Source organism: Gordonia sp. (in: high G+C Gram-positive bacteria) (genome assembly GCF_049647785.1).
GTDB lineage: Bacteria > Actinomycetota > Actinomycetes > Mycobacteriales > Mycobacteriaceae > Gordonia.
Window position 1 is genome coordinate 19,075 of sequence record NZ_JBARYI010000094.1, and the last position, 19,977, is coordinate 39,051.

Annotated in this window: 24 protein-coding genes; 4 read left to right on the top strand and 20 right to left on the bottom strand. The window is 62.2% G+C overall.

Annotated elements, in window-relative coordinates; translation table 11 throughout:
- Window positions 1–173: 173 nt before the first annotated feature.
- The 10 genes from WBA38_RS16565 to WBA38_RS16610 all read right to left on the bottom strand — a co-directional run bounded on the left by WBA38_RS16565 (window position 174) and on the right by WBA38_RS16610 (window position 10,528).
- On the bottom strand, window positions 174–863 hold the full coding sequence (locus WBA38_RS16565; RefSeq protein WP_424293550.1) for a hypothetical protein: 690 nt from the start codon (window positions 861–863) through the stop codon (window positions 174–176).
- 63 nt (window positions 864–926) lie between these two features.
- Window positions 927–1,442, bottom strand: a complete 516-nt coding sequence (locus tag WBA38_RS16570) for a hypothetical protein (RefSeq protein ID WP_424293551.1) — start codon at window positions 1,440–1,442, stop codon at window positions 927–929.
- Window positions 1,439–1,783 (bottom strand): hypothetical protein, encoded by a 345-nt coding sequence (locus WBA38_RS16575; RefSeq protein WP_424293552.1) that lies wholly within the window; start codon window positions 1,781–1,783, stop codon window positions 1,439–1,441. Before WBA38_RS16575 ends, WBA38_RS16570 begins: the two co-directional genes overlap by 4 nt.
- 15 nt (window positions 1,784–1,798) lie before the next feature.
- Complete coding sequence (locus tag WBA38_RS16580; protein WP_424293553.1) at window positions 1,799–2,059, bottom strand: hypothetical protein; 261 nt, start codon at window positions 2,057–2,059, stop codon at window positions 1,799–1,801.
- Window positions 2,060–2,086: 27 nt separating this feature from the next.
- The gene (locus WBA38_RS16585) at window positions 2,087–3,646 is read right to left on the bottom strand and encodes an AAA family ATPase (RefSeq protein ID WP_424293554.1); all 1,560 of its coding nucleotides are present in this window, start codon (window positions 3,644–3,646) and stop codon (window positions 2,087–2,089) included.
- A gap of 14 nt (window positions 3,647–3,660) precedes the next feature.
- Window positions 3,661–4,251: a hypothetical protein gene (locus WBA38_RS16590; protein ID WP_424293555.1), complete on the bottom strand. Its 591-nt coding sequence runs from the start codon at window positions 4,249–4,251 to the stop codon at window positions 3,661–3,663.
- 517 nt (window positions 4,252–4,768) lie between these two features.
- Window positions 4,769–6,532: a hypothetical protein gene (locus tag WBA38_RS16595; protein WP_424293556.1), complete on the bottom strand. Its 1,764-nt coding sequence runs from the start codon at window positions 6,530–6,532 to the stop codon at window positions 4,769–4,771.
- Between the two features lie 48 nt (window positions 6,533–6,580).
- A complete protein-coding gene (locus WBA38_RS16600; protein WP_424293557.1) occupies window positions 6,581–7,090 on the bottom strand; it encodes a hypothetical protein in 510 nt (169 codons plus the stop codon).
- A gap of 16 nt (window positions 7,091–7,106) precedes the next feature.
- The gene (locus tag WBA38_RS16605) at window positions 7,107–7,652 is read right to left on the bottom strand and encodes a hypothetical protein (RefSeq protein ID WP_424293558.1); all 546 of its coding nucleotides are present in this window, start codon (window positions 7,650–7,652) and stop codon (window positions 7,107–7,109) included.
- Window positions 7,649–10,528, bottom strand: coding sequence for an FtsK/SpoIIIE domain-containing protein (locus tag WBA38_RS16610; RefSeq protein ID WP_424293559.1), 2,880 nt, complete (start codon window positions 10,526–10,528; stop codon window positions 7,649–7,651). The genes WBA38_RS16605 and WBA38_RS16610 overlap by 4 nt, the downstream gene beginning before the upstream one ends.
- A gap of 201 nt (window positions 10,529–10,729) precedes the next feature.
- On the opposite strand from WBA38_RS16610, the gene WBA38_RS16615 reads away from it, so the two are divergent.
- Genes WBA38_RS16615 through WBA38_RS16630 form a run of 4 tightly spaced genes read left to right on the top strand, consistent with a single transcriptional unit; the run spans window position 10,730 to window position 13,416 of the window.
- Window positions 10,730–11,131 (top strand): phage holin family protein, encoded by a 402-nt coding sequence (locus WBA38_RS16615; RefSeq protein ID WP_424293560.1) that lies wholly within the window; start codon window positions 10,730–10,732, stop codon window positions 11,129–11,131.
- Window positions 11,128–11,742 carry an SIMPL domain-containing protein gene (locus WBA38_RS16620; RefSeq protein ID WP_424293561.1) on the top strand — a complete coding sequence of 205 codons (615 nt, stop codon included), beginning with the start codon at window positions 11,128–11,130 and terminating at the stop codon, window positions 11,740–11,742. Before WBA38_RS16615 ends, WBA38_RS16620 begins: the two co-directional genes overlap by 4 nt.
- 2 nt (window positions 11,743–11,744) lie before the next feature.
- Window positions 11,745–12,194 (top strand): D-aminoacyl-tRNA deacylase, encoded by a 450-nt coding sequence (gene dtd, locus WBA38_RS16625; RefSeq protein WP_424293562.1) that lies wholly within the window; start codon window positions 11,745–11,747, stop codon window positions 12,192–12,194.
- A 22-nt stretch (window positions 12,195–12,216) separates the two neighbouring features.
- Window positions 12,217–13,416 (top strand): glycosyltransferase 87 family protein, encoded by a 1,200-nt coding sequence (locus WBA38_RS16630; protein ID WP_424293563.1) that lies wholly within the window; start codon window positions 12,217–12,219, stop codon window positions 13,414–13,416.
- Here WBA38_RS16630 and WBA38_RS16635 read toward each other — a convergent pair.
- The 10 genes from WBA38_RS16635 to rpsH all read right to left on the bottom strand — a co-directional run bounded on the left by WBA38_RS16635 (window position 13,413) and on the right by rpsH (window position 19,597).
- Window positions 13,413–13,871, bottom strand: coding sequence for a hypothetical protein (locus WBA38_RS16635; protein ID WP_424293564.1), 459 nt, complete (start codon window positions 13,869–13,871; stop codon window positions 13,413–13,415). The genes WBA38_RS16630 and WBA38_RS16635 overlap by 4 nt on opposite strands.
- A gap of 141 nt (window positions 13,872–14,012) precedes the next feature.
- Window positions 14,013–14,807, bottom strand: coding sequence for a type I methionyl aminopeptidase (gene map / locus WBA38_RS16640; protein WP_424293565.1), 795 nt, complete (start codon window positions 14,805–14,807; stop codon window positions 14,013–14,015).
- A 10-nt stretch (window positions 14,808–14,817) separates the two neighbouring features.
- Complete coding sequence (locus WBA38_RS16645) at window positions 14,818–15,366, bottom strand: adenylate kinase (RefSeq protein ID WP_424293566.1); 549 nt, start codon at window positions 15,364–15,366, stop codon at window positions 14,818–14,820.
- Window positions 15,363–16,697: a preprotein translocase subunit SecY gene (gene secY / locus WBA38_RS16650; protein ID WP_424293567.1), complete on the bottom strand. Its 1,335-nt coding sequence runs from the start codon at window positions 16,695–16,697 to the stop codon at window positions 15,363–15,365. The genes WBA38_RS16645 and secY overlap by 4 nt, the downstream gene beginning before the upstream one ends.
- A gap of 220 nt (window positions 16,698–16,917) precedes the next feature.
- A complete protein-coding gene (gene rplO / locus WBA38_RS16655) occupies window positions 16,918–17,358 on the bottom strand; it encodes a 50S ribosomal protein L15 (RefSeq protein WP_424293568.1) in 441 nt (146 codons plus the stop codon).
- Window positions 17,359–17,361: 3 nt separating this feature from the next.
- The gene (rpmD, locus tag WBA38_RS16660; RefSeq protein WP_161897451.1) at window positions 17,362–17,541 is read right to left on the bottom strand and encodes a 50S ribosomal protein L30; all 180 of its coding nucleotides are present in this window, start codon (window positions 17,539–17,541) and stop codon (window positions 17,362–17,364) included.
- A 3-nt stretch (window positions 17,542–17,544) separates the two neighbouring features.
- Complete coding sequence (gene rpsE / locus WBA38_RS16665; RefSeq protein ID WP_424293569.1) at window positions 17,545–18,201, bottom strand: 30S ribosomal protein S5; 657 nt, start codon at window positions 18,199–18,201, stop codon at window positions 17,545–17,547.
- A 34-nt stretch (window positions 18,202–18,235) separates the two neighbouring features.
- Window positions 18,236–18,643 carry a 50S ribosomal protein L18 gene (rplR, locus tag WBA38_RS16670; protein WP_424293570.1) on the bottom strand — a complete coding sequence of 136 codons (408 nt, stop codon included), beginning with the start codon at window positions 18,641–18,643 and terminating at the stop codon, window positions 18,236–18,238.
- Between the two features lie 4 nt (window positions 18,644–18,647).
- The gene (rplF, locus tag WBA38_RS16675; RefSeq protein ID WP_424293571.1) at window positions 18,648–19,184 is read right to left on the bottom strand and encodes a 50S ribosomal protein L6; all 537 of its coding nucleotides are present in this window, start codon (window positions 19,182–19,184) and stop codon (window positions 18,648–18,650) included.
- A gap of 14 nt (window positions 19,185–19,198) precedes the next feature.
- Window positions 19,199–19,597: a 30S ribosomal protein S8 gene (rpsH, locus tag WBA38_RS16680; RefSeq protein ID WP_424293572.1), complete on the bottom strand. Its 399-nt coding sequence runs from the start codon at window positions 19,595–19,597 to the stop codon at window positions 19,199–19,201.
- Window positions 19,598–19,977: the final 380 nt, after the last annotated feature.

A 19,977-nucleotide genomic window follows, 5' to 3' on the forward strand; every position in this document is an offset into this window, starting at 1 on the left:
GTTTCACCCGTATCTACCGACTTCAGCTTCGTCTATCCGCTACGGTGGCGATATCGAACGATCGCCCTGTCCAGTGCTGCGAGGCACCGGGCGCGGGCATGCGTGACCGCACGACGCACCGACGTTCTACTGTACGCGAGTGTTGGGCTATGCCCAAACTGCGCCGATGCTGGTCATCGCCGCGGACCGTACGGGTGGTTCGACGGAGGACTAAATGACGGTCGATGGGGCTGCGACCCCCCGGGTGTTCCAGCTCCCGGACCGAACGTGGGGCCGGGGTTTTGGTTGGCGGTTTGACCGGAGTGCGGGCCCGGGCTCGGCATAATTCCGTACTGCTGACCCATTGCGGGGTGCCCTTGTTGTGGCATCCCTTGTTGTGGCATCCCCTGCTGCGGCATCCCCTGTTGTGGCATCCCCTGCTGCGGCATCCCCTGTTGTGGCACCCCTTGCTGCGGCATGCCCATGCTGATCGCCTTCAGCGCTCGCTCCACCTTGAGCCTCTTGAACACCACCCTGTCGGCGCAGCCCACCTGGCCCCATGCCGATCCGTACTCCGACATCCACATCGACACCAGGACTCCGGCCGGACCGTGATCGGATGCGTCGATCGATATCACCGGCTTGGTGCTAATCGACATCGAACTGATTCCCATCCCGCGACATTCAAAGTTCCAGGCGCCACGGCCATAAACCTCTCGCCACAGCATCCCGCCGCCGAAAGCCGACTCAATGACGGCGATCACGTCGTCGGGCCGTGCCATGACGACGACGTCTTTCTGCCGGCGCGCGGCAAAACTAAGGGCATACGCGGACCCAAAGAGCCCGACGATCAATAGGACAATTAACGCTAGAACGAAACCCATGGCTAGTATCCCGTCTCCTGTTTCAGGCATTCTGTTCGTTGATGTGTAATCCGTGTGGCTGCCTCAGCGACCATCGCCCGAGCCTCTCGGCTTGCGCGGTACCGTCGGCTCCGGGTCAGGAGCGGCGTCGTTCACGTCGATGCGACTGAGAGCATCCATGGCCTGTTCTGAATCACCCGTGCGGTTGGCTGCATATGCATCCATCAGGTTGTCGACCGGGCCGACGAGTCCGCCCACCATTGCGCCGACTACCGCGACACCGGCGACCGCATGCCCTAATGCGCTCACCGCATCGCTGACGGACCTCGCCGTCTCGGCTCGCGCCAGTCGATCGGCAAATGCTCCGCCACCGCGACCAAATTCATCGAGATGACCGGCCGCCTTCGTGGCCGCCTGCCCGGCAGCACTCAACAGATCAGCTGCGCGACGTAAATCAACGTCGGGCATCGCTGCCGCCACCACCTCGTCGTGCAGGCTGAGGCAATCGGATTTGAGGGCGGCCAACGCGTCAACACCCGGGGTGGATACCGCGACGAGACTTTGCAGCTTGCCTGCCAGTTCCTGAATCTCCGAGCTCATCGGTGGCCTCCGCCCCGCTGTCGCTGCTCACTCTGTTCCCGTGCGGCCTGCTGGGCACGCGCGCGAGCCGCTTGGGCCTGACGCTTGAGTTCCGCAGCGGCCGCCGCCGCCCGCGCCATCCCGTCATTGGCGGCCTTGACCAGAGCATTAAGTGTGTTGAGCATCTGGAGGTCGTCACCGGTTGCCGTTCCCCGAACCAGCCGGTTGCACTGATCCGAGAGCGGCTTCACCGCCGCCACTCGATCTTGAAACCGATTGCGTAACTCGTCGCAGGCTCCAGCTTTCGCCATCAGATCCCGTGCGAGGCGCTCATACTCTTGCGGACTGGCGTGAGTAGTCATCCTTGGTTCCCCCAGTTACAGCGACGCGCCATACTGCGAGGCGACGCGGGCCGCATTTTGAAGTGCAGCCTCGGCCTGTTTCGCGTCCCGCGTTGCCTTCGACAGTGCTTCAAGGACCTCCCGGTCCTTGCGCTGCGCGCTGCCGCCAATAGCTTGACTGACACGATTGCTCTGAGATTGGAATTTTCGCTCGAACGATCCCAGTTCGCCGGCGATCTGCTTGGTCGATTGCGCAATCGAGTTGAGGGTTTGTTTAAGTTGCTGAAGTTCTGACATCTGATGCCTCGCAGTTGAATGAAATGGTTAGTGGCTGAGGACAACACGGCGGCCGTGGCCATGCGGCGGTGCAAAACCCTGCCCTTCGGCGACGCGTCCGGCAGGCTTGGCCCGTTCCCGGCCCCAAGCACGGATCGCCTCAACGTCCTCGGGATTCGACCGACTGAACGGCACTACTCCCACAAACGCCGACTTGATGGCCACCTCGTCACGAGGATCCAGTTCGCCGATGACTACGCTGGCGCCGATATCGTTCATAACGGCGTCGATGTCTGAACCGGCGAATCCTTCGGTTGCCTCAACCAGATCGTCGAGCACGAAGGGCGATGGCTCTGTCCGCAGGTAGCGCGCGAAAGAGAGAGTCAAGATTTCGCGCCGATCGTCGGCGTCGGGCAGGTCGACGAAGAACATCTCGTCGAACCGGCCCTTGCGCAACAGTTCCGGCGGCAGCGACGACACATCGTTAGCGGTGGCGACGAGGAACACCTTCGAGGTGGACTCTTGCAGCCAAAACAGGAACTGCCCAATCATGCGTCGGGTGGTCCCCGAATCACCCGAACCGCCTGCGAAGGCCTTTTCGATCTCGTCGATCCACAGCACGCACGGTGAGACAAGATCTGCGGTCTCGAGCGCTTCCTTCAATCGATTCTCGGAGACCCCGACATACATACCGAGGATCGACGCCATATCTAGCCGATACAGCGGGAGGTGCCATTCCGCTGCAATTGCCTTGGCGCTCAATGACTTTCCACAACCCGGCACGCCAACCAACAACACTCCCCTGGGCGGGCGGACCTTGCTACCCGTGAGGTCGGCGCGGATCATGACACTGCGCTTGGCGAGCCACGCCCGCAAGTTCGACAGGCCGCCGACCTGGTAGTCGGATTCGTTCAACAGCACCCGTTCGATACCACTGCGATCGCCAAAGATCATGTCCTTGTACTGCGAGAGCTGCTCGACGTCGCGGACTTCCAGCGAGCCTTTCGCCAGCAACGTAGTGACCATATTGACGGCCTCGGTCTCGGCGACCCCGACCAGGATCTCAGCGGCTCGGCGCACCTCGTCGTGCTGCCATTCGATGACGATGTTGGAACCGCGATGCTCGTTGACGAGGCTGTCAACCAGGAAGTGCAGTTCATCTTGCTCGGGCAGATCCAGGGTGACTGCCATTCCGAGCCTGGCAAGCCCCGACCAGACTGGCTTGTCGGAGATCAGGATCAGCGACCCTTGCCGCTCTTCTGCCAGTCGCGCCATTTCCGCAAGGTGTCGCGCAGTGGCCGAGTCGTCCTCGATGTCGTCCAGGTCGGCAAAGATGAAGTTGGCGTACGCGCGGCCCAAGAATGTTGACGTCGCGAAGTCGAGTGCACCGACAAACGAGCGGTCGTCGTTGACGGGCACATTAGACCCAACTTCACTAAGCCCCTTGGCCCGCGAGTGGAGATAGAACGACATCTGTCCGAACCTCTGCGCGGTCTCGGACACGAGATCGATGGCGCGTGCGTACTCGCTGGTCCGCACGATCACGACCGGTACGCGCGCCATGAAGAACCGATTGAGTTGATCAGCTGTGTCGGCCCGATTGGGCATTACATACGCCTTTCCTAGCTATTGATGGGGCCGCGGTAGATCTGTCGTCGCACACGCGGGCCGCCGTACGGCGGCGATTGCGGCACCGGACTCGGCTGCACGGGCGCGCTGGTCACCGCTGCCATCCCGGCACCGGCCTGCAAGACTGCGGTCAACGGATTCTGACGAACGAGGTGAAGCATTTGTTCGCTGGCTAAACGGTCACTTCCGTAACGGCTTACGGAAGAGGCTGCCATCGTTTCCAGTTCCGCCTGCATACGCGAGATATCTTTGGCCGCGGCAGTTTCCAGAACTTCACGGATCTGCTTCGGGAGTCCCGGGTGACGCGCCAATTGCAGTCGGCGGGCAAGCTTCGGTCGTGCTGCCACGAGTGCAGCGGCAATCTCATGCGGATTGCGTGCGGCACCGATGTCCCGATCCAATTGGGACGAAGCCGCCGAGTTCACTGCATCGATGGCTTCCCCGACATGGCGGAAAAACCTCTCGTATGCACCGGGAGGGAACGAGTCAACTGCCAGCGTCGGCAGTCGCGATAAGTCCGTCGACGGATCTCGCGACCAGGTCCGCAACGTCACCACCCACAGTTCGTAGGGGCTATCGCTCATGGCCGCTTGGCTCCGCCTCGACTGACGATTGCTTCGCCCGGCGGAAGCAGGTCCCAATCGGGAAGGCTGCCGGCGAGCTTACGCTTGCGACCGATGTTGGTAGCTTGCTTTTTTCGTTGGGACGATTTGGCAAAGTCTCGCGATACCACGACCACCGGTTGTTCACCTTGCCCCGAAGGCGGCAGGAACCGGTTGTTTGCTGGCCTGCGAACCAGGGGCTGCTGAGCTTGCGGGGCAGGCGGCTGAGGCATCGGCTGTGCGTGATCCGAGTTGGTGATCGCCGGAGGCCTCATCGACGGCCGTTCGGCCACCGGTTGTGCCGGATGAGACTGCGCCAAATGTGGCCCTCGTTGTGGCGGCCCTTGGGGTTGTGGCGGCCCTTGGGGTTGTGGCGGCCCTTGGGGCTTTGGCCGCTGATTGTTCGGGCTTGGCGCATGCGGGCCGCGAGAATTCAGCCCCTGCGAATTCGGCCGCTGGGGATTCGGCGGCTGGGGATTCGGCCGCTGGGGATTCGTCACTATGCGACTCCCTCGTTGACTCGGACTCCGGCGTCGACAGGCCAGGTATTAACCAACTTCGCAAGGTCTGCAGCCAAAGCGTCTTCCTCCTGGTAGCAAAGCTTCGCATCGACAAACTCGGCGACGGCGGCTCTAAAGACGTCAATCGAAAAGCGCATCGCTTGGTCACGCATGGCGAGCGCTTCGGCCGTCCGACGGTCCGCCTCTCGCTTGCGGAGGTAGGCCCAACCACCAGCCCCGGCAAGTGCTGCGAAGAACAGCACTGCGGTAAACGCGCCGGGGGCAACGATCAACAGCAACAGGCCGACAAAGGCGATAGCACCGGCAATGACCCAGGTGGTCGGCTTCAACCGCACCCGTTCGAGGTAGCCCCGCATTGTCTGCTCCCACGCAGCAGCGAGCGACTGTTCTGATTCTTGCTGCGGCACAGCAGTATTCGACTGCCAACCGACAAATCCGAGGTTGATCGCGAACTCGGAATGCTTGCCGTCGAGGATGATGTCGACGTCATCGACATAGTTCGCGCGGTATGAGGCGTCATACCGGTCGATGGCCGTCGCGAAATCGTTGCGCCCGATACCGATAGCCACCTGCTGAGTACTGACCGACGTGCCCATCAACTCCGGACGCAAGGCCGTCTGGGTTTGCAAGGTCACGAGATCCAGCGTTTCCTCCAGGGCTTCGCTCAGCGCGGCAGCAGTCTCTTTTGCGCGTTCCTCGTCGCCCTCAAATTCGATGACAGCCTCGTGGTAGATCACCTCCCTGGCAAACGGGAGTTCTTCCGTGTCGTATTCGCTGACGAGAACTTCCAGAATCTCGTCAAGTCGGTCGGCAACATTCGGGTTCAAGTACACCGGAGTATCGCGAACTCCCTGGTACTTCTCGATCACGTTCCGATGCGCGGAAGCATGCTCCAACATCGAGGCGACCGCAGGCCATTGGGGGGTAATCTTCGCCAAATGCGGATACTGTGACTGATCCAGAACACCGCGATGGATCGCGATCTCCTTACCCCACACTCCGACCTGCTGGTCGGTTACGGCGGGGTCCTCGCGCAGTTGACAATTCCACTCCAACAGTTGCTCGGCCACCATCGCGCGACCCGGAGCTCCAAACGCCTCCTGCGAGGTTGCTTCGAGAATCATCGCGAACTCGCGCGTCAAACTCCGCGGATCGAGGGACCGCAGGTAGTGCCGCAGCCATCGGGTCGCCGCCTCCATGCGGCCCTGCCGACGTAACACCAGAGCAAAGAACAGACCGGTCTTTGCTGGGTCGCGCCGAAAGGCCTCGGCGACCGACTTATCGGCGACTGACTTGTCGTCGCGCGACCACGCAGCGATCGCCACGAGCGCAGGTGCCAGCCAGTACCTCGGAGTCTGGATCATCAATTCTTCGCTGACCTGTTGCGCCATGCGCTCGCTGACATTGCCAACGTCGAATGCCTGGAGCAAGCCGACGGTGCTGAGCCGGACCTTGTTGTAGTGTCCGTACTCGCGTTCCAACTCGGCTTTGACATTCCCGATTACGGTCTCGGAGCGTTGCCACGCCGCCACTCGTTCGGCCTTGAGCACGTACTTCTCAAAACTTGCCGCCAGTTGAGCAAGATCGGCCCGCGTAGAAGACATGTCTGCACTGATCGATCCGACCTCGGCACCGATGGCATCGACTGACATCTCGACCGAACCAAGATGATTACTCAGTGCGAGCACATTGCGACTGACCTGGCTAATTGCGCGATGCAATCCAGGATCGTAATCGGCCACTTCGCTCCCCTTCTCTAATCTGTTGCTCGTGGTGTTAGTGAAAGCTCGTTACCGGCCGGAAGTGTTACCTGGGCGCAGCGTGCTCGATTGATTTGCCGCCACTTCGACGGACCGACCGTCAGGCATGATCGCAACCATCGAGCCATCCGAATAGAACTCGATGAATTCGTATGCGCCCGACCTCACCAGCCCGCGCGCCTGCCCATACGGGTGCGGTGGCACGTCCGATGGCTTGTAGTGCTCGCAAATGTTGCCCATGAGCGTCATCCGGTGATCAATAAACGGCGGCCCGAGATAGCACTTGGCGAAGAGCCCGATTGGAATGCCACCTTGGCGGGCGTCGTAGTCGGCTTTCACCCACTCGATCAACTGCCGATAAACGGTCGGGTCGGTCGCCGTATCCAGCCGAGTAATGGTCTGCACCAGCTCTAAACTTCGCGTCCGCTGCCGCGCAATCCGCTCTTGGCTGCCGGTACCCGTATGTACGACGGTGGGCGCGACAGAAGTGGTTTGTGCCGGCGCTTCATAGGTGACGCGCCGAGAAACCCGCTTCAGCATTGCTCTCTCCTTCTCGCTACAGCGCTACCGCGAAGATCGCGATAAGTACGACGATGATGAATGCGACCAGCGCCAGGATGAGCGCGGTCCGATGTTTAGCGGCCGGCGGCTGCGGTTGCGGTGTCGGCGGCGCGACCGGCATCGGCGGTTGCGGAGGCGGCGGAGGCGGCGGTCGTCGGGTTGACCCGCGCAACCGTTGTGCCTGATCCCATTCGGTACCGGCGCGCTGAACTCGACGTCCAACATCGTCGAGCGCATGGAGGATCTCCTCAGGCGAACCGAAATGCCGTTGCGGCGACGCGCTCTGTGACCCCGTTCCGACTTGGGACTTCGAACCCACGCGAATTCGTAGGTTCTGCACATCGCGAGCCACTCGATTCCGATGTGCATCGGCACTATCGAAAGCGCTCAGGGCCTGCGACCATTGGCGTCCGAACGACGCAATCTCTTCGTCACCACGGCGAATAACTTCCGCCTTGCGCTGTTCTAGCCTCGCCTGCGCGGACGACAAGGTTTCTAATCCGGCGAGGTACTCGGCATAAGCCCGGTCCTGGCTACTCATCGCACCGCTCCGCCCAGCCACGACCGCACTTGTTCATCAGTCAGTTCGTCGAACGGCACAACTTCGCGGCACCCCGCGTCGTCGGACCGGATCAAAACGCCGACGCGCGGACTCTCGGTAAAGGGCTGCATGTGCACTCCGGCAAGACTGCGCAGGTCGTCGAGACCCACCCGCAGTAGTAGGTAGGCGCCGATACCGGAGTGATCGAAGCCCAGCGCCTCGGTCATCGCACGGCCGTGCGGCCACCAGCTGATAAGTGAAACCGCAGGTGCCAATCGCCCCTCCGCAAGCTTGGTGAGAAGCGAGGAGCCCGTGATGTCCTCGTAGGTCTCCGGGTTCGTCGATCGCGTCGCTTTGAGGTCGAGCATGTGGAGCGTGTGCGTGACGACCACTGTCGGCACCGATGAGGCCGCAAGCCCTTCCAACTCATCAAGGACCGCAGCACCGTTGATCGCGACTACCTCGACCCCTGCGGCGGCGAAGACATCCGCTCGGCCCAGCAGTCGCTGCGTCGCTGGCCCGGGCACCGGTGCGCCGTCGAGAATGAGGACACGGGTAGCAGACCGGGTCGCGATCGACGTCACGACCAAGTTCTCGATCAACGTGGCGGCTTGCTCATCCCCCGACCCCACCAAGGCAATCCCCGTGTCGGGGCCGTCGGCCACGTCGACGGTAACCGGCGTGTCGGTAACTTCGACTGGTCTGCCAACCCACGCTGTCGGGCGGCTGTGGACTGGCGGTTCGGTTGGCCACTGTGCTGGCGAGCGTCCGAGGAACACCCACGGCTCGCGGGTGAAGCCAGCATCATGCGCCCGCTGAAACAGGTCGGCCTGCAACCGTGCGACGTACTCGGGCTCGGCGAAAGCCACAATCCCTCGTTCGTTGGCCCCGCCGGTAGCCATGCCGAGGTTACGGTTGACGATGACTTCGCCGCGGAAGCTCAGATCGGCGGCAGCGCGGTTGCCTCGAGAGAGGACAGCCTCGGATTCTTCGGCGGTGTTCTTCAGCGAGATGCGGATCGGGAACTGTGCAAAGATTGAGTCGCCCTTCACATGCAGTCCGGTGATTCCGGAAACGGTCTGCGACGACAACAGCACGTGAATGCCGTACGCGCGCCCCTGCTTTGCGATGGTCTCGAACAGACGGACAGCTTCGACGGTGAGTTCGTCGTGCCCGTCGAAGAGGAGCTGGAATTCGTCGACAATAAGCAGCAGGCGCCGCATCGGTTCGCCGCCCCCAGCCCGGTAGGCGGGGAAACTATTGCAGCGAGCAGCGTTGAATACCGCCGCGCGACGCACCATCTCGTCGGTCACGTATTGCAGAACTGCCACGCCGAAGGCCTTGTTCGACTCCAGAGACAGGATTCGCGCGTGGGGCAGCCAGTTGCTTCCGGACTCGTCGCGGTCGAAGCGCTTGAATTCCAGTCCCTGCTTAAAGTCGAGGAGGATCATTTCCAACTCGTGCGGCGAGTACCTCGCGGCAAGCGAATAGATCACGTCCAGTAGCAAGTTCGACTTGCCTTGACCGACCGCGCCGCCTACCAGCAGGTTCGGGTGCGGCGGATTCTCCGAGCGCAGCGCGATGCGCATCGGTGCCCGACCGAAACGACCGATTACCGCTTCGACCGCGTCAGTTGACGGTTCCGTCCATGCGCCAGGGTTCACTCCAGCCTCGGCGAGCACGTCGGCCAACAGGATCGTCGGCCCGTGTTGCTCGGCAGCGCCTTCGGTGACCCCACGGATAGCTTCGGCGATTACCGCGGCAGGCGGTGCGCCCTCGTCTGCGACCGTGATCGCTTCGGGCAGTCCCGGCACAAGCCAGCGCGACCCGTCCACTCCCAGTGGCAAAAGGCGCTCGGCTAACAGCCTGGGTTTGACCCCTCGCCCACCGGATTTCGTACGATCGCGTTGCACAATTAGGTTCACGCCGCGGGCAGGACCCATGTCGGCCAGCCGCACCAGTGCTTCCTGGATTACCTCATCGATGCCGTTCGGATAGTCCAAAACCACGATGACCGCGAACTGGCCAACCGGTACGCCGTCCGTGGTCCAGGCTTCCCCAAGGTCGCGAACTTGGCGCGTACCAATCGCATCAGCGTTGGTCAACGCTAGCCGGGTGACCTCATCGAGGACCTTCCCGAAGGCCGACGGATCGTGCACGACCTCCGGCAGCGACTCGCTCCGCACGTTCCGCAGCGGTGCCAGGAACGACGACAGCCCGCTGAGGCGAGGGTCGTAGACGTGCACGGTGAGGTCACTCAACGGCAGTTGGGTGACGGTACGCAGCAGTGCGGATTGAATAAGATGCCCGGTGGTGGCGCGATTGCCTTCCAAGTACCAGCCAACTTCCAACAGCAGCGGAGCCAGAGCCGCCGCCGGATCGCCGGTGCCCGCGATCTGCCCAACCCGGAAGTATCGGGCTGGTGGCTGTCCGTCAGCGACTGGCCAGAGGTCCGTCCAGCCCGCGCTGGCCGATCCGGGTGCCAGGTGGTCAATCGCCGAAGCGACGTTTTCGGCAGCTTGCCCGGTAGTTGACTGTTCGTCTGCGATCGTCGCGTCGAGCTGCTGTTGTCGTGCCGCCTCGACCCGCGCAGTGATCTTCGCGCCGCGTTCGCGGAAGTCCTGATCGGTCCGTGACCGCATGGCCGTGATCGACGCATCGGCGAGGGCAACGATCGTGCCAAGCTCGGTTGCCTCATCGCGAACACGTTGTTCGATGCGGTCCGCCTCGCGGGCCTCCGGCGACTCGGCTGACCAGTGCTGGGATGGGACTGGTTGCGATGGAGTTCCAGGAGTCGTGCCAAACCCCGGGTGCGGTGTCTGCGGAAACTCGGAGTAGACGCGCCGCACCGACCGACCCTGTGGCGACTGGTTCATCGTGCGACACCGCTCCTTTACCGAAATCAGTGGCGGTGCCAGTCACCTACCTGCGCTTTGCACAAATGCCACCAACCACGTTAGGTAGACCACAATGATTTGTCTGTTCTCCATTCGGATGAACCACGCGACTGCGCCAGAACGGGCCACTCCGTCAAAGACTCCGGCGCATCATGCATCCCGCGTGAAAGACTGTTAGGCATGCGCGCCTTCATCATTCGCACTGCCCTGACTGCTCTGGCCCTGTGGATTGCCGACTTGCTGGTATCCGGGATCCGCTTCGACTTCGGTGACAACACCTCGTGGTGGGGGAAGGTCGGTATCTACCTCCTCGTCGCCGTCGTCTTCGGTGCGGTGAACGCGTTCGTCAAACCTGTCGTGCAGATTCTGTCTATTCCGCTCTACATCCTTACCCTCGGCCTTATCCACCTGGTCATCAACGCGTTCATGCTGGAAATCACCAGTTGGCTCACCCACAACGTGTTCAAAGTCGGCCTTGAGGTCGATAACTTCTTTTGGTCGGCGATTCTCGGTGCCCTCGTGATCTCCGCGGTCGGCTGGCTCACCGCCCTCGTTATGCGCGACACGGCGCAGAACCTGTGACCGAGCGTCGCACCGTTAGCGTCTCCGGTTCCGGTCAGGCCGCCGCTGTCCCCGATGTCATGCGCCTGGACGTTGGTGTTGCGGTGGTGGAGCCGAATGTCTCCGCGGCGATGGAACGCGCGGCCGCGTCAATGCAAGCGGTCCTCGATGCCCTGCTGGGTGCGGGCGTCGCCCGCCGTGATCTCGCGACATCGCAGTTGTCGGTGTACCCGCAGAATCGATCGGGTGATGAACCCTGGATCTCCGGATACGAGGTCACCAACATGCTGACGGTCACCATCCGTGACCTCGGCGCGGCGAGTGCCATTCTGGCGGCAGCCACCGCCGCGGGTGGTGACGATCTCCGTGTCCACAGCATTGCGCTCATCATCGACGACCCCTCGGTACCGCGTTCGCTCGCTCGGGACGCCGCCTTCGCCGACGCCCGGGCCCGTGCCGATCAGTACGCGCGGTTGGCGGGGGCTTCACTGGGGCAAGTCCTCGAGGTCAACGAAGACTCCCCGAGCTTTGGACCCGCTCCCCGCATGACCGCCTACGCGGCTTCGATGCCGGTAGAGAGCGGCGAACAACAGCTCTCCGCATCGGTGAACGTCGTCTTCGAGCTCAGCTGATCATGCGAAGTGTTGTACAACGGGTTAGCGCCGCGTCGGTCGTTGTTGACGGCGAAACCGTCGGGCGGCTCGACCTCGCCGATGGACAACTCGGCCTAGTGGCACTAGTCGGCGTCACCCACGACGATGATCCCGCCACCGCAATCAAACTCGCCGACAAGATCTGGAATCTTCGGATTCTGAACGATTCACATGGTCGCGAAGTTTCCGCCGCAGATCTCGACGCACCGATCCTCGTCGTCAGCCAGTTCACCCTGTATGCCAACACCGACAAGGGTCGGCGCCCCTCGTGGAATGCGGCCGCACCAGGTCCGGTTGCCGAACCGTTGGTCGACGCGGTGGTCGAAGCTCTCCGTGGTGCTGGCGCCACGGTCGCCACGGGAACCTTCGGCGCCCACATGCACGTCAGCCTCGTCAACGACGGCCCGGTCACACTGATTCTGGACATCTGAACTGCGCTGATAGGCTGGCGCGGTGCCAAACCCGCTGACCCGTCCCGCTACCCGGGATCGGATTTTTCTCGGCATCGCCATTGTCGCGCTGATTGTCAGCACGCTCATCGGTTTGCGATGGAAAAGCTACCTCGACCTGCACGTGTATCGCACCGGTGCACGCTTGTGGCTGGACGGCCTCTCCCTGTACGGACCGTTGCCGCTCGTCGACGGGATTGCGCTTCCCTTCACCTATCCCCCACTGGCGGCCATCTTCTTCAGTCCGTTCGCCATGATGCCCGTCGGTGCCGCCGATACCCTGCTGCTGGCGTTGACGCTCGCCGCGGTGGCCTTGACGCTGTGGCTGGTACTGGCGAGGGTCGCTCCCGGTATGTCCGTGATCAATCGTGCGAGCATCGTGATCGGTGCCACGGCGATCGCCGAGTTCATCGAACCCATCCGAGAGACAATCAGTTACGGGCAAATCAACGCCGTCCTCATGGCAGTGATCGCGTTCGACGTCCTATGCCGCCACCCCAAATGGCCGCGCGGACTGCTGATCGGCATCGCCGTCTCGATCAAGCTGACACCCGCCGGATTTCTGCTGTACTTTGTGTTGCGCCGCGACTGGCGGGCCGCTGCGACGATGATCGCCGGTACCGTCGCTGCCATTGGTATCGCCTGGTTGATCATGCCGGCCGATTCCACCAAGTACTGGTTCCACACGCTGGCCGAGACCGGCCGCATCGGTGCCCCCTGGTATGCCGGCAACCAGTCTATTAAGGGTGCGGTCTTCCGCCTTGGTTTGAGCGAGGGCCTGTCGAGCGCTCTGTGGCTTGGGTTGTCGGCGATTGTCGTCGTTCTCGCCGCATGGTGGATGTATCGACTTCTGGAAGCCGATCAGCTAGTTACGGCACTTTTGGTGAATGCCGCCGCGGTGCTGCTGATCTCACCGGTCAGTTGGTCGCACCATTGGACATGGGTTGCGCCGGCCCTCCTGATCGCCGGTTTTGCGATCTCCACTCGCCGGTTCGGTTGGCGTTTGCTTGCCGCGACGCTGCTGGCAACGGTGCTCTTCATGCTCGCCCCGCACTGGCTGCTGCCGGTTGGCCACGACGCCGAGCTGTCATGGACATGGTGGCAGCAGCTCATCGGGTCTTCGTACGTGTGGTTTACCTTCGCGATTCTGGCCATCGGGGCCGTTCGGTGGCGTCGCGCTGACGCTATCGAAGCGGTCGCCTAACCCCAGACGCACCACGTGCCATCGATCTTGCGGAGATCGAGCGGCATGTCCAGATTGGTCCCCATCGAATTCAGGGAACCCTCGACGTGCGCGGCGGTGCCGTCAACGACGACCGCCTCGACATTGGTCCGGACCGTGCCGCCCGCTGTCCCAAGGCCCCCGAGTGAACCGCCGAGTTGCGTCAATACCTTGGCCGCTTCCTCACGACCGGCGCAGATCCCTGCGGAGGAGACATCGCCTGACTGCACCGCGGCCGCGAATTGGTCATAGACCTGCTCAACTTCAGAGCGGTCGGTGACGCTTCCGGTGCTTGTCGCATTCGCATCCCGGACCACCAGGAATACCGCCACACCCACCGCGATCACGACCAGTGCGACGCCGACCATCGTGAGCCAATGTCGCCATGGAACGCCAGCCCAATCGTCGTCGTGCTTCGCAAACTCGTTGTCGCTCATTGTTTCTGGCACCTGCGTTCTGATTCTGCCCGACGTCTTGCTCCACTTGGAAGCATCGTATGCCCAGCGGCACCGAATATGGGCGGGCACGCAAAGACCCCCGAAACGGCGAACCGATTTCGGGGGTCTTTGCGGGAAAATCTATAGGGGCCTTGGCGTCAGAATCCGTGGGCCATCTGCGGTGACGGCAACCGTGTGTTCCCAATGCGAAGCGCGTGAACCATCGTCTGTGACGACGGTCCAGTCGTCTTCCAAAACCGTAGTGTCCTCGGTGCCAAGAGTCAGCATGGGCTCAATCGCGAGGGTCGAACCAACCACCAGTCGCGGCCCGCGGTTTGGTTTGCCCTCATTCGGCAGGAACGGATCCATGTGCATTTCGCGACCGATCCCGTGTCCACCGTAGCCAGCGACGATCCCGAACTCGCGGCCAAACTGCTTCGCTGCCGCATAGGTGCCCTGCTCGATAGCGTGGGAGACATCGGTAAGTCGATGATCGGGGATCATCGCGGCGATGCCCGCCTCCATCGACAGGCGCGTCGCCTCATTGAGTTCGATGTCGGCTTGCGTCAACTCCCCGACCCCAAAGGTCCACGCCGAGTCGCCATGCCACCCGTCCAGGATTGCGCCACAGTCAATGGACACCAGATCGCCGTCGGCCAAGACCACGTCCTTCGACGGGATCCCGTGAACGACTACGTCGTTCACCGAGCTACAAATGGAGCCGGGGAAACCGTGGTAGCCCTTAAACGACGGGACGGCACCCGCATCGCGGATCACCGATTCGGCGACCGCATCGAGCTCCAAGGTACTCACACCGGCCTTGGCAGCCTCGCGCACCGCAATTAGTGCCGCGGCGACGACCCGACCGGCCGCCTCCATCGCGTCGAGTTCCCCCGCACTCTTGAACGGGACCGGCTTCGGTTTACGAAAACCCACGATCGGTGACTCAGGCCTTACCGAGTGCGACGAGCACGCGCTGGTGTACCTCGTCGACCGCTCCGACAGCGTCGATCTCGGTGACCTGGCCGGCGTAATGGTCAAGCAGCGGCGCAGTCTCAGCGTCGTACACGGCCATCCGGTTGCGGATCACGTCTTCGGTGTCATCGGCGCGACCACGGGCGAGCATGCGCTCAACCACGACATCGGTGTCAACCTTGAACGACAGCACGCCGTCGAGCTTGGCCGACAGGTCGTCCAAAATTCCCTCAAGGGCGACGGCCTGTTCGGTGGAGCGCGGGAATCCGTCGAGGATGAAGCCCTTCGCGGCGTCGGGTTCACCGACGCGCTCGCGCACCATATTGATGGTGATCTCCGGCGGCACCAGATTTCCGGCGTCGAGGTACTTCTTGGCTTCCACACCGATCGGGGTGCCCTGCGAGATGTTCGCGCGGAACAGGTCGCCGGTCGAGATGTGCGGAATGCCGAGTGCTTCGGACATCAGTTCGGCCTGTGTGCCTTTGCCCGCTCCGGGCGGTCCGAGGATGACGAGTCTCACTTCAGGAACCCTTCGTACTTGCGTTGCATCAACTGGCTGTTCACTTGCTTGATCGTGTCGAGGCCGACAGCCACGATGATCAACAGTGCGGTACCGCCGAACGGAATGTTGGCTGCTCCACCGCTACCAAGGTCCATGAACAGGTTCGGGAGGATCGAGATGATGCCCAGGTACAACGATCCAGGCAACGTGATCCGACTGAGCACGTAGCTCAGGTAGTCGGCCGTCGGCTTGCCGGGACGGATACCCGGGATGAAGCCGCCGTACCGTTTCATGTCGTCAGCGCGTTCCTCCGGGTTGAAGGTCACGGCGACATAGAAGTACGTGAAGAAGATGATCAACAAGAAGTAGAAGCTGATGTGGAACCAGCTAGACGGGTTGATCAGGTTGTTTTGCAGCCAGAGCTTCCAGCCCTCGACCTCACCGCCGGAACTCTGACCCGTCAACTGCAGGATCAACTGCGGGATGTAGAGCAGCGACGACGCGAAGATCACCGGGATAACACCTGCGGTGTTGACCTTGATCGGCATGTACGTCGACGACCCGCCGTACATCTTTCGTCCGACCATGCGCTTGGCGTACTGGACCGGGACTCGCCTGGTGCCCTGCTCGATGAAGACGACGGCGATCAGGATTAGGAGGACCGCGACACAGACCAGACCGAAGGCCAGGCCACCGCGCGACTGCAGGATGGTGCGACCTTCAGCCGGGATACGTGCGGCAATGCCGACGAAGATCAGCAGCGACATACCGTTGCCGACGCCGCGTTCGGTAATGAGCTCACCGAACCACATGACGAGGCAGGCACCGGCGGTCATGACCAGCACGATGATCGACAGACCCAGGATGCTGGTGTCGTTCAGGATCGCTTCGGCATTACAGTTTGGTCCGGTCGATGGCAGTAGGTTGCCGGTGGCGGCGAGCGCCACGATGCCGGTTGACTGCAGCAGCGCCAACGCCACCGTGAGGTAGCGGGTGTACTGCGTCATCTTGTTCTGGCCGGATTGGCCTTCCTTGCGGAGCTGCTCAAACCGCGGAATGACGACGGTGAGCAGCTGCACGATGATGCTGGCCGTGATGTACGGCATGATGCCGATGGCAAACACGGACAGCTGCAACAGTGCGCCGCCGGAGAACATGTTAATGAGCGAATAGATCTGTCCCGAGTCGCCGCGGCTAGCCGCGTCAACACAACGCTCGATCTGCTTGAAGTCCACGCCCGGCGACGGGATCGTCGCACCGAGGCGGTAAAGCACAAGGATGCCGAGGGCGTAGAAAATCTTCTTCCTCAGGTCGGGCGTCCTAAAGGTCGCCACGATGGGGGAAAGCACTAACTCCTCCTATAGCACCGCAGACTCGGTGGGCGCTTGCATGCTCATCGTGCATTGGCGGTCGACTCGGAAATGACCCGGGCGCCCCGATGGACGCCCACTGGAAAACTCTAACAGTCTCGAGAACTGACACCGGTCAGGTGTGCGGCACGAACGGCCCAAAAGCCGTTCGCGGTCGCTCACCTGACCGGGTCAGTGACTCTCAACATGCGATGCGGGCTCAGGCCTGCGTCGCGGTGCCGCCAGCAGCGGCAATCTTTTCCTGTGCGGAACCGGTGAACTTGTTGGCGGTCACATTGACTGCCACGGTCAGTTCGCCGTTGCCCAGAACCTTGACGAGCTCGTTCTTGCGAACGGCTCCGGCAGCAACCAGATCGGCGATGCCGATGGTGCCACCCTGCGGGAACAGACGTGCCAAATCGCCAACGTTGACGACCTGGTACTCCACGCGGTTGCGGTTGGTGAAGCCCTTCAGCTTCGGCAGGCGCATGTGAATCGGCATCTGGCCGCCCTCAAAGCGAGCCGGAACGTTCTTACGCGCCTTGGTGCCCTTGGTGCCGCGACCAGCGGTCTTACCCTTGGAACCTTCACCGCGACCCACACGGGTCTTGTCAGTCTTCGCGCCCGGTGCGGGGCGAAGGTGGTGCAGCTTGATGGTCATTGACTAAACCTCTTCGACTGTCACGAGGTGACGAACCACGTTAATGAGGCCGCGGTTAATCGGAGTGTCCTCGCGGGTGACGGTCTTGCGGATGCCCTTGAGACCAAGGGTGCGCAGGCTGTCACGCTGGTTCTTCTTGGTACCGATGGTGCCCTTGATCTGGGTGATCTTCAGCTCAGCCATGGCTTATGCTCCCTTGTTCGCTGCGGCAGCTGCGCGAGCGCGCAGCATACCGGCCGGCGCAACGTCTTCCACCGGCAGTCCACGACGGGCAGCGACCTCTTCTGGGCGCTGCAGCATCTTCAGGGCTGCGACGGTCGCATGAACGACGTTGATCGCGTTGTCCGAGCCGAGGCTCTTCGCAAGGACGTCGGTCACACCAGCGCACTCGAGGACGGCGCGCACAGCGCCACCGGCGATAACACCGGTACCCGAGCTAGCCGGACGCAGCATAACGACGCCAGCTGCCGCTTCACCCTGAACTGGGTGCGTGACAGTGCCACCGATCATCGGGACGCGGAAGAAGTTCTTGCGAGCCTCTTCGACACCCTTCTGGATTGCTGCGGGAACTTCCTTGGCCTTGCCGTAGCCGACGCCGACCATGCCCTGACCGTCGCCGACGACGACGAGAGCGGTGAAGCTGAAGCGACGACCACCCTTGACGACCTTCGACACACGGTTGATGGTCACGACGCGCTCGAGGTGATTCTTCTCCTCGCGCTCACGACCACGGTTGTCGCGACGATCGCCGCGACCGCGACGCTCGCCGCCACCACGGTTGTCGTTGCTGTTGTTGGTGTTTCCGGCGGGTCCGTTGCCGCCCTCACGCTGACGTCCGGGCATCAGAGGTCCCCTCCGTTAATCATCTTGTTGGTCATCACAGCTTCAGGCCTCCCTCGCGGGCGGCGTCAGCCAGGGCCGCAATGCGACCGTGGTACGCCTTGCCGCCGCGGTCGAAGACCACGGCTTCAATACCTGCAGCCTTGGCGCGGGCGGCGACGAGCTCGCCGACCTTGGTCGCCTGGGCCGACTTGTCGCCACCTGCGGCGCGCACGTCAGCTTCAATGCTGCTGGCGGCGGCCAAGGTACGACCGGTGAGGTCGTCGATGACCTGCACGTGGATGTGACGGCTGCTGCGCTTGACGGCCATACGCGGACGCTCGGCGGTGCCGTTGATCTTCTTGCGCAGGCGGAAGTGACGACGGTTAGTCGCGGTGCGACGACGCGTCGACGCATCCTTGCCGACCGGCTTGCGGTTCTTCTTTTCGGTAACTGCTTCAGCCATTTTCTTACTTACCCGTCTTTCCGACCTTGCGGCGGATCTGTTCACCCTCGTAGCGAACGCCCTTGCCCTTGTACGGGTCCGGACGACGCAGGCGGCGGATGTTTGCCGAGATCTGGCCGACTAGCTGCTTGTCGATTCCCGAGACCGAAAAACGAGTCGGTGACTCCACCGCGAAGGTGATGCCTTCCGGAGCCTCGATCGGCACGGGGTGGCTGTAGCCGAGGGCGAACTCGAGGTCCTTGCCCTTGGCCTGGACGCGATAGCCGACGCCGTAGATTTCCAACTTCGTGGTGTAACCCTGGGTCACACCGACGATGAGGTTGTTTACGAGCGACCGGTTGAGACCGTGGAGTGCACGGCTTTCGCGGTTGTCATCGGGCCGGGTGACAACGATGGTGTTGTCTTCCTTCGCCACGGCGATCGGCGAGGTAACAGTCAGGCTCAATTCGCCCTTAGGGCCCTTGACCTTGACGTCCTGGCCGTCGATAGCGACGTCCACTCCGGCGGGAATTTCAATGGGGTTCTTACCAATGCGCGACATGTCTTTAAGCTCCCTTACCAGACGTAAGCGAGGACTTCGCCGCCCACGCCCTGGTTGGTTGCCTGACGGTCGGTGAGGAGACCCGAGGACGTGGAGATAATCGCCACGCCGAGGCCGCCGAGCACCTTAGGCAGGTTGGTGGACTTTGCGTACACGCGCAGACCCGGCTTCGAAACGCGACGCAGACCGGAGAGGCTGCGCTCACGGGTCGGGCCGTACTTCAGGGTCACGGTGAGCTTCTTGCCAACCTCGGCGTCTTCGACGCGGAAGTCGGTGATGTAGCCCTCACGCTTAAGGATCTCGGCGATGTTCACCTTGATCTTCGACGACGGCAGTGACACCTCGTCGTGGTACGCCGAGTTGGCGTTGCGCAGACGCGTCAAGAAGTCTGCGATTGGGTCAGTCATGGTCATGGTTGACCGTCAACCTTTCTCGTAGCGGTTCCCATGCAGCGGTGTCCCCGGGACAAGTCCCGGTTGGCACTGGTGGGCCTTCCACGAAGTGGATAGTTGTGCATTTTCACACCCGAAGATGCCATTGGCTTTTCGCCGGCACCGTCGAGCTATATGAAGTTGTGGGCCCTGGGGGCACACTTCACCCAGGCAACCTGAAATATCCTACGGCCTTACCACGCAGAACCCAAATCGCGGTGGCCGCGGTTCCCGGCATCAACAGTTTCGGTTACGACCATCCTACGAGCGGCTACGGAAGTTGTTGACTGGCAACCTCAACGGCGTGCAACGCCACGCTCAACTCCACGAGGTCGCGGGGCCATCAGACCGTCGACGACCTA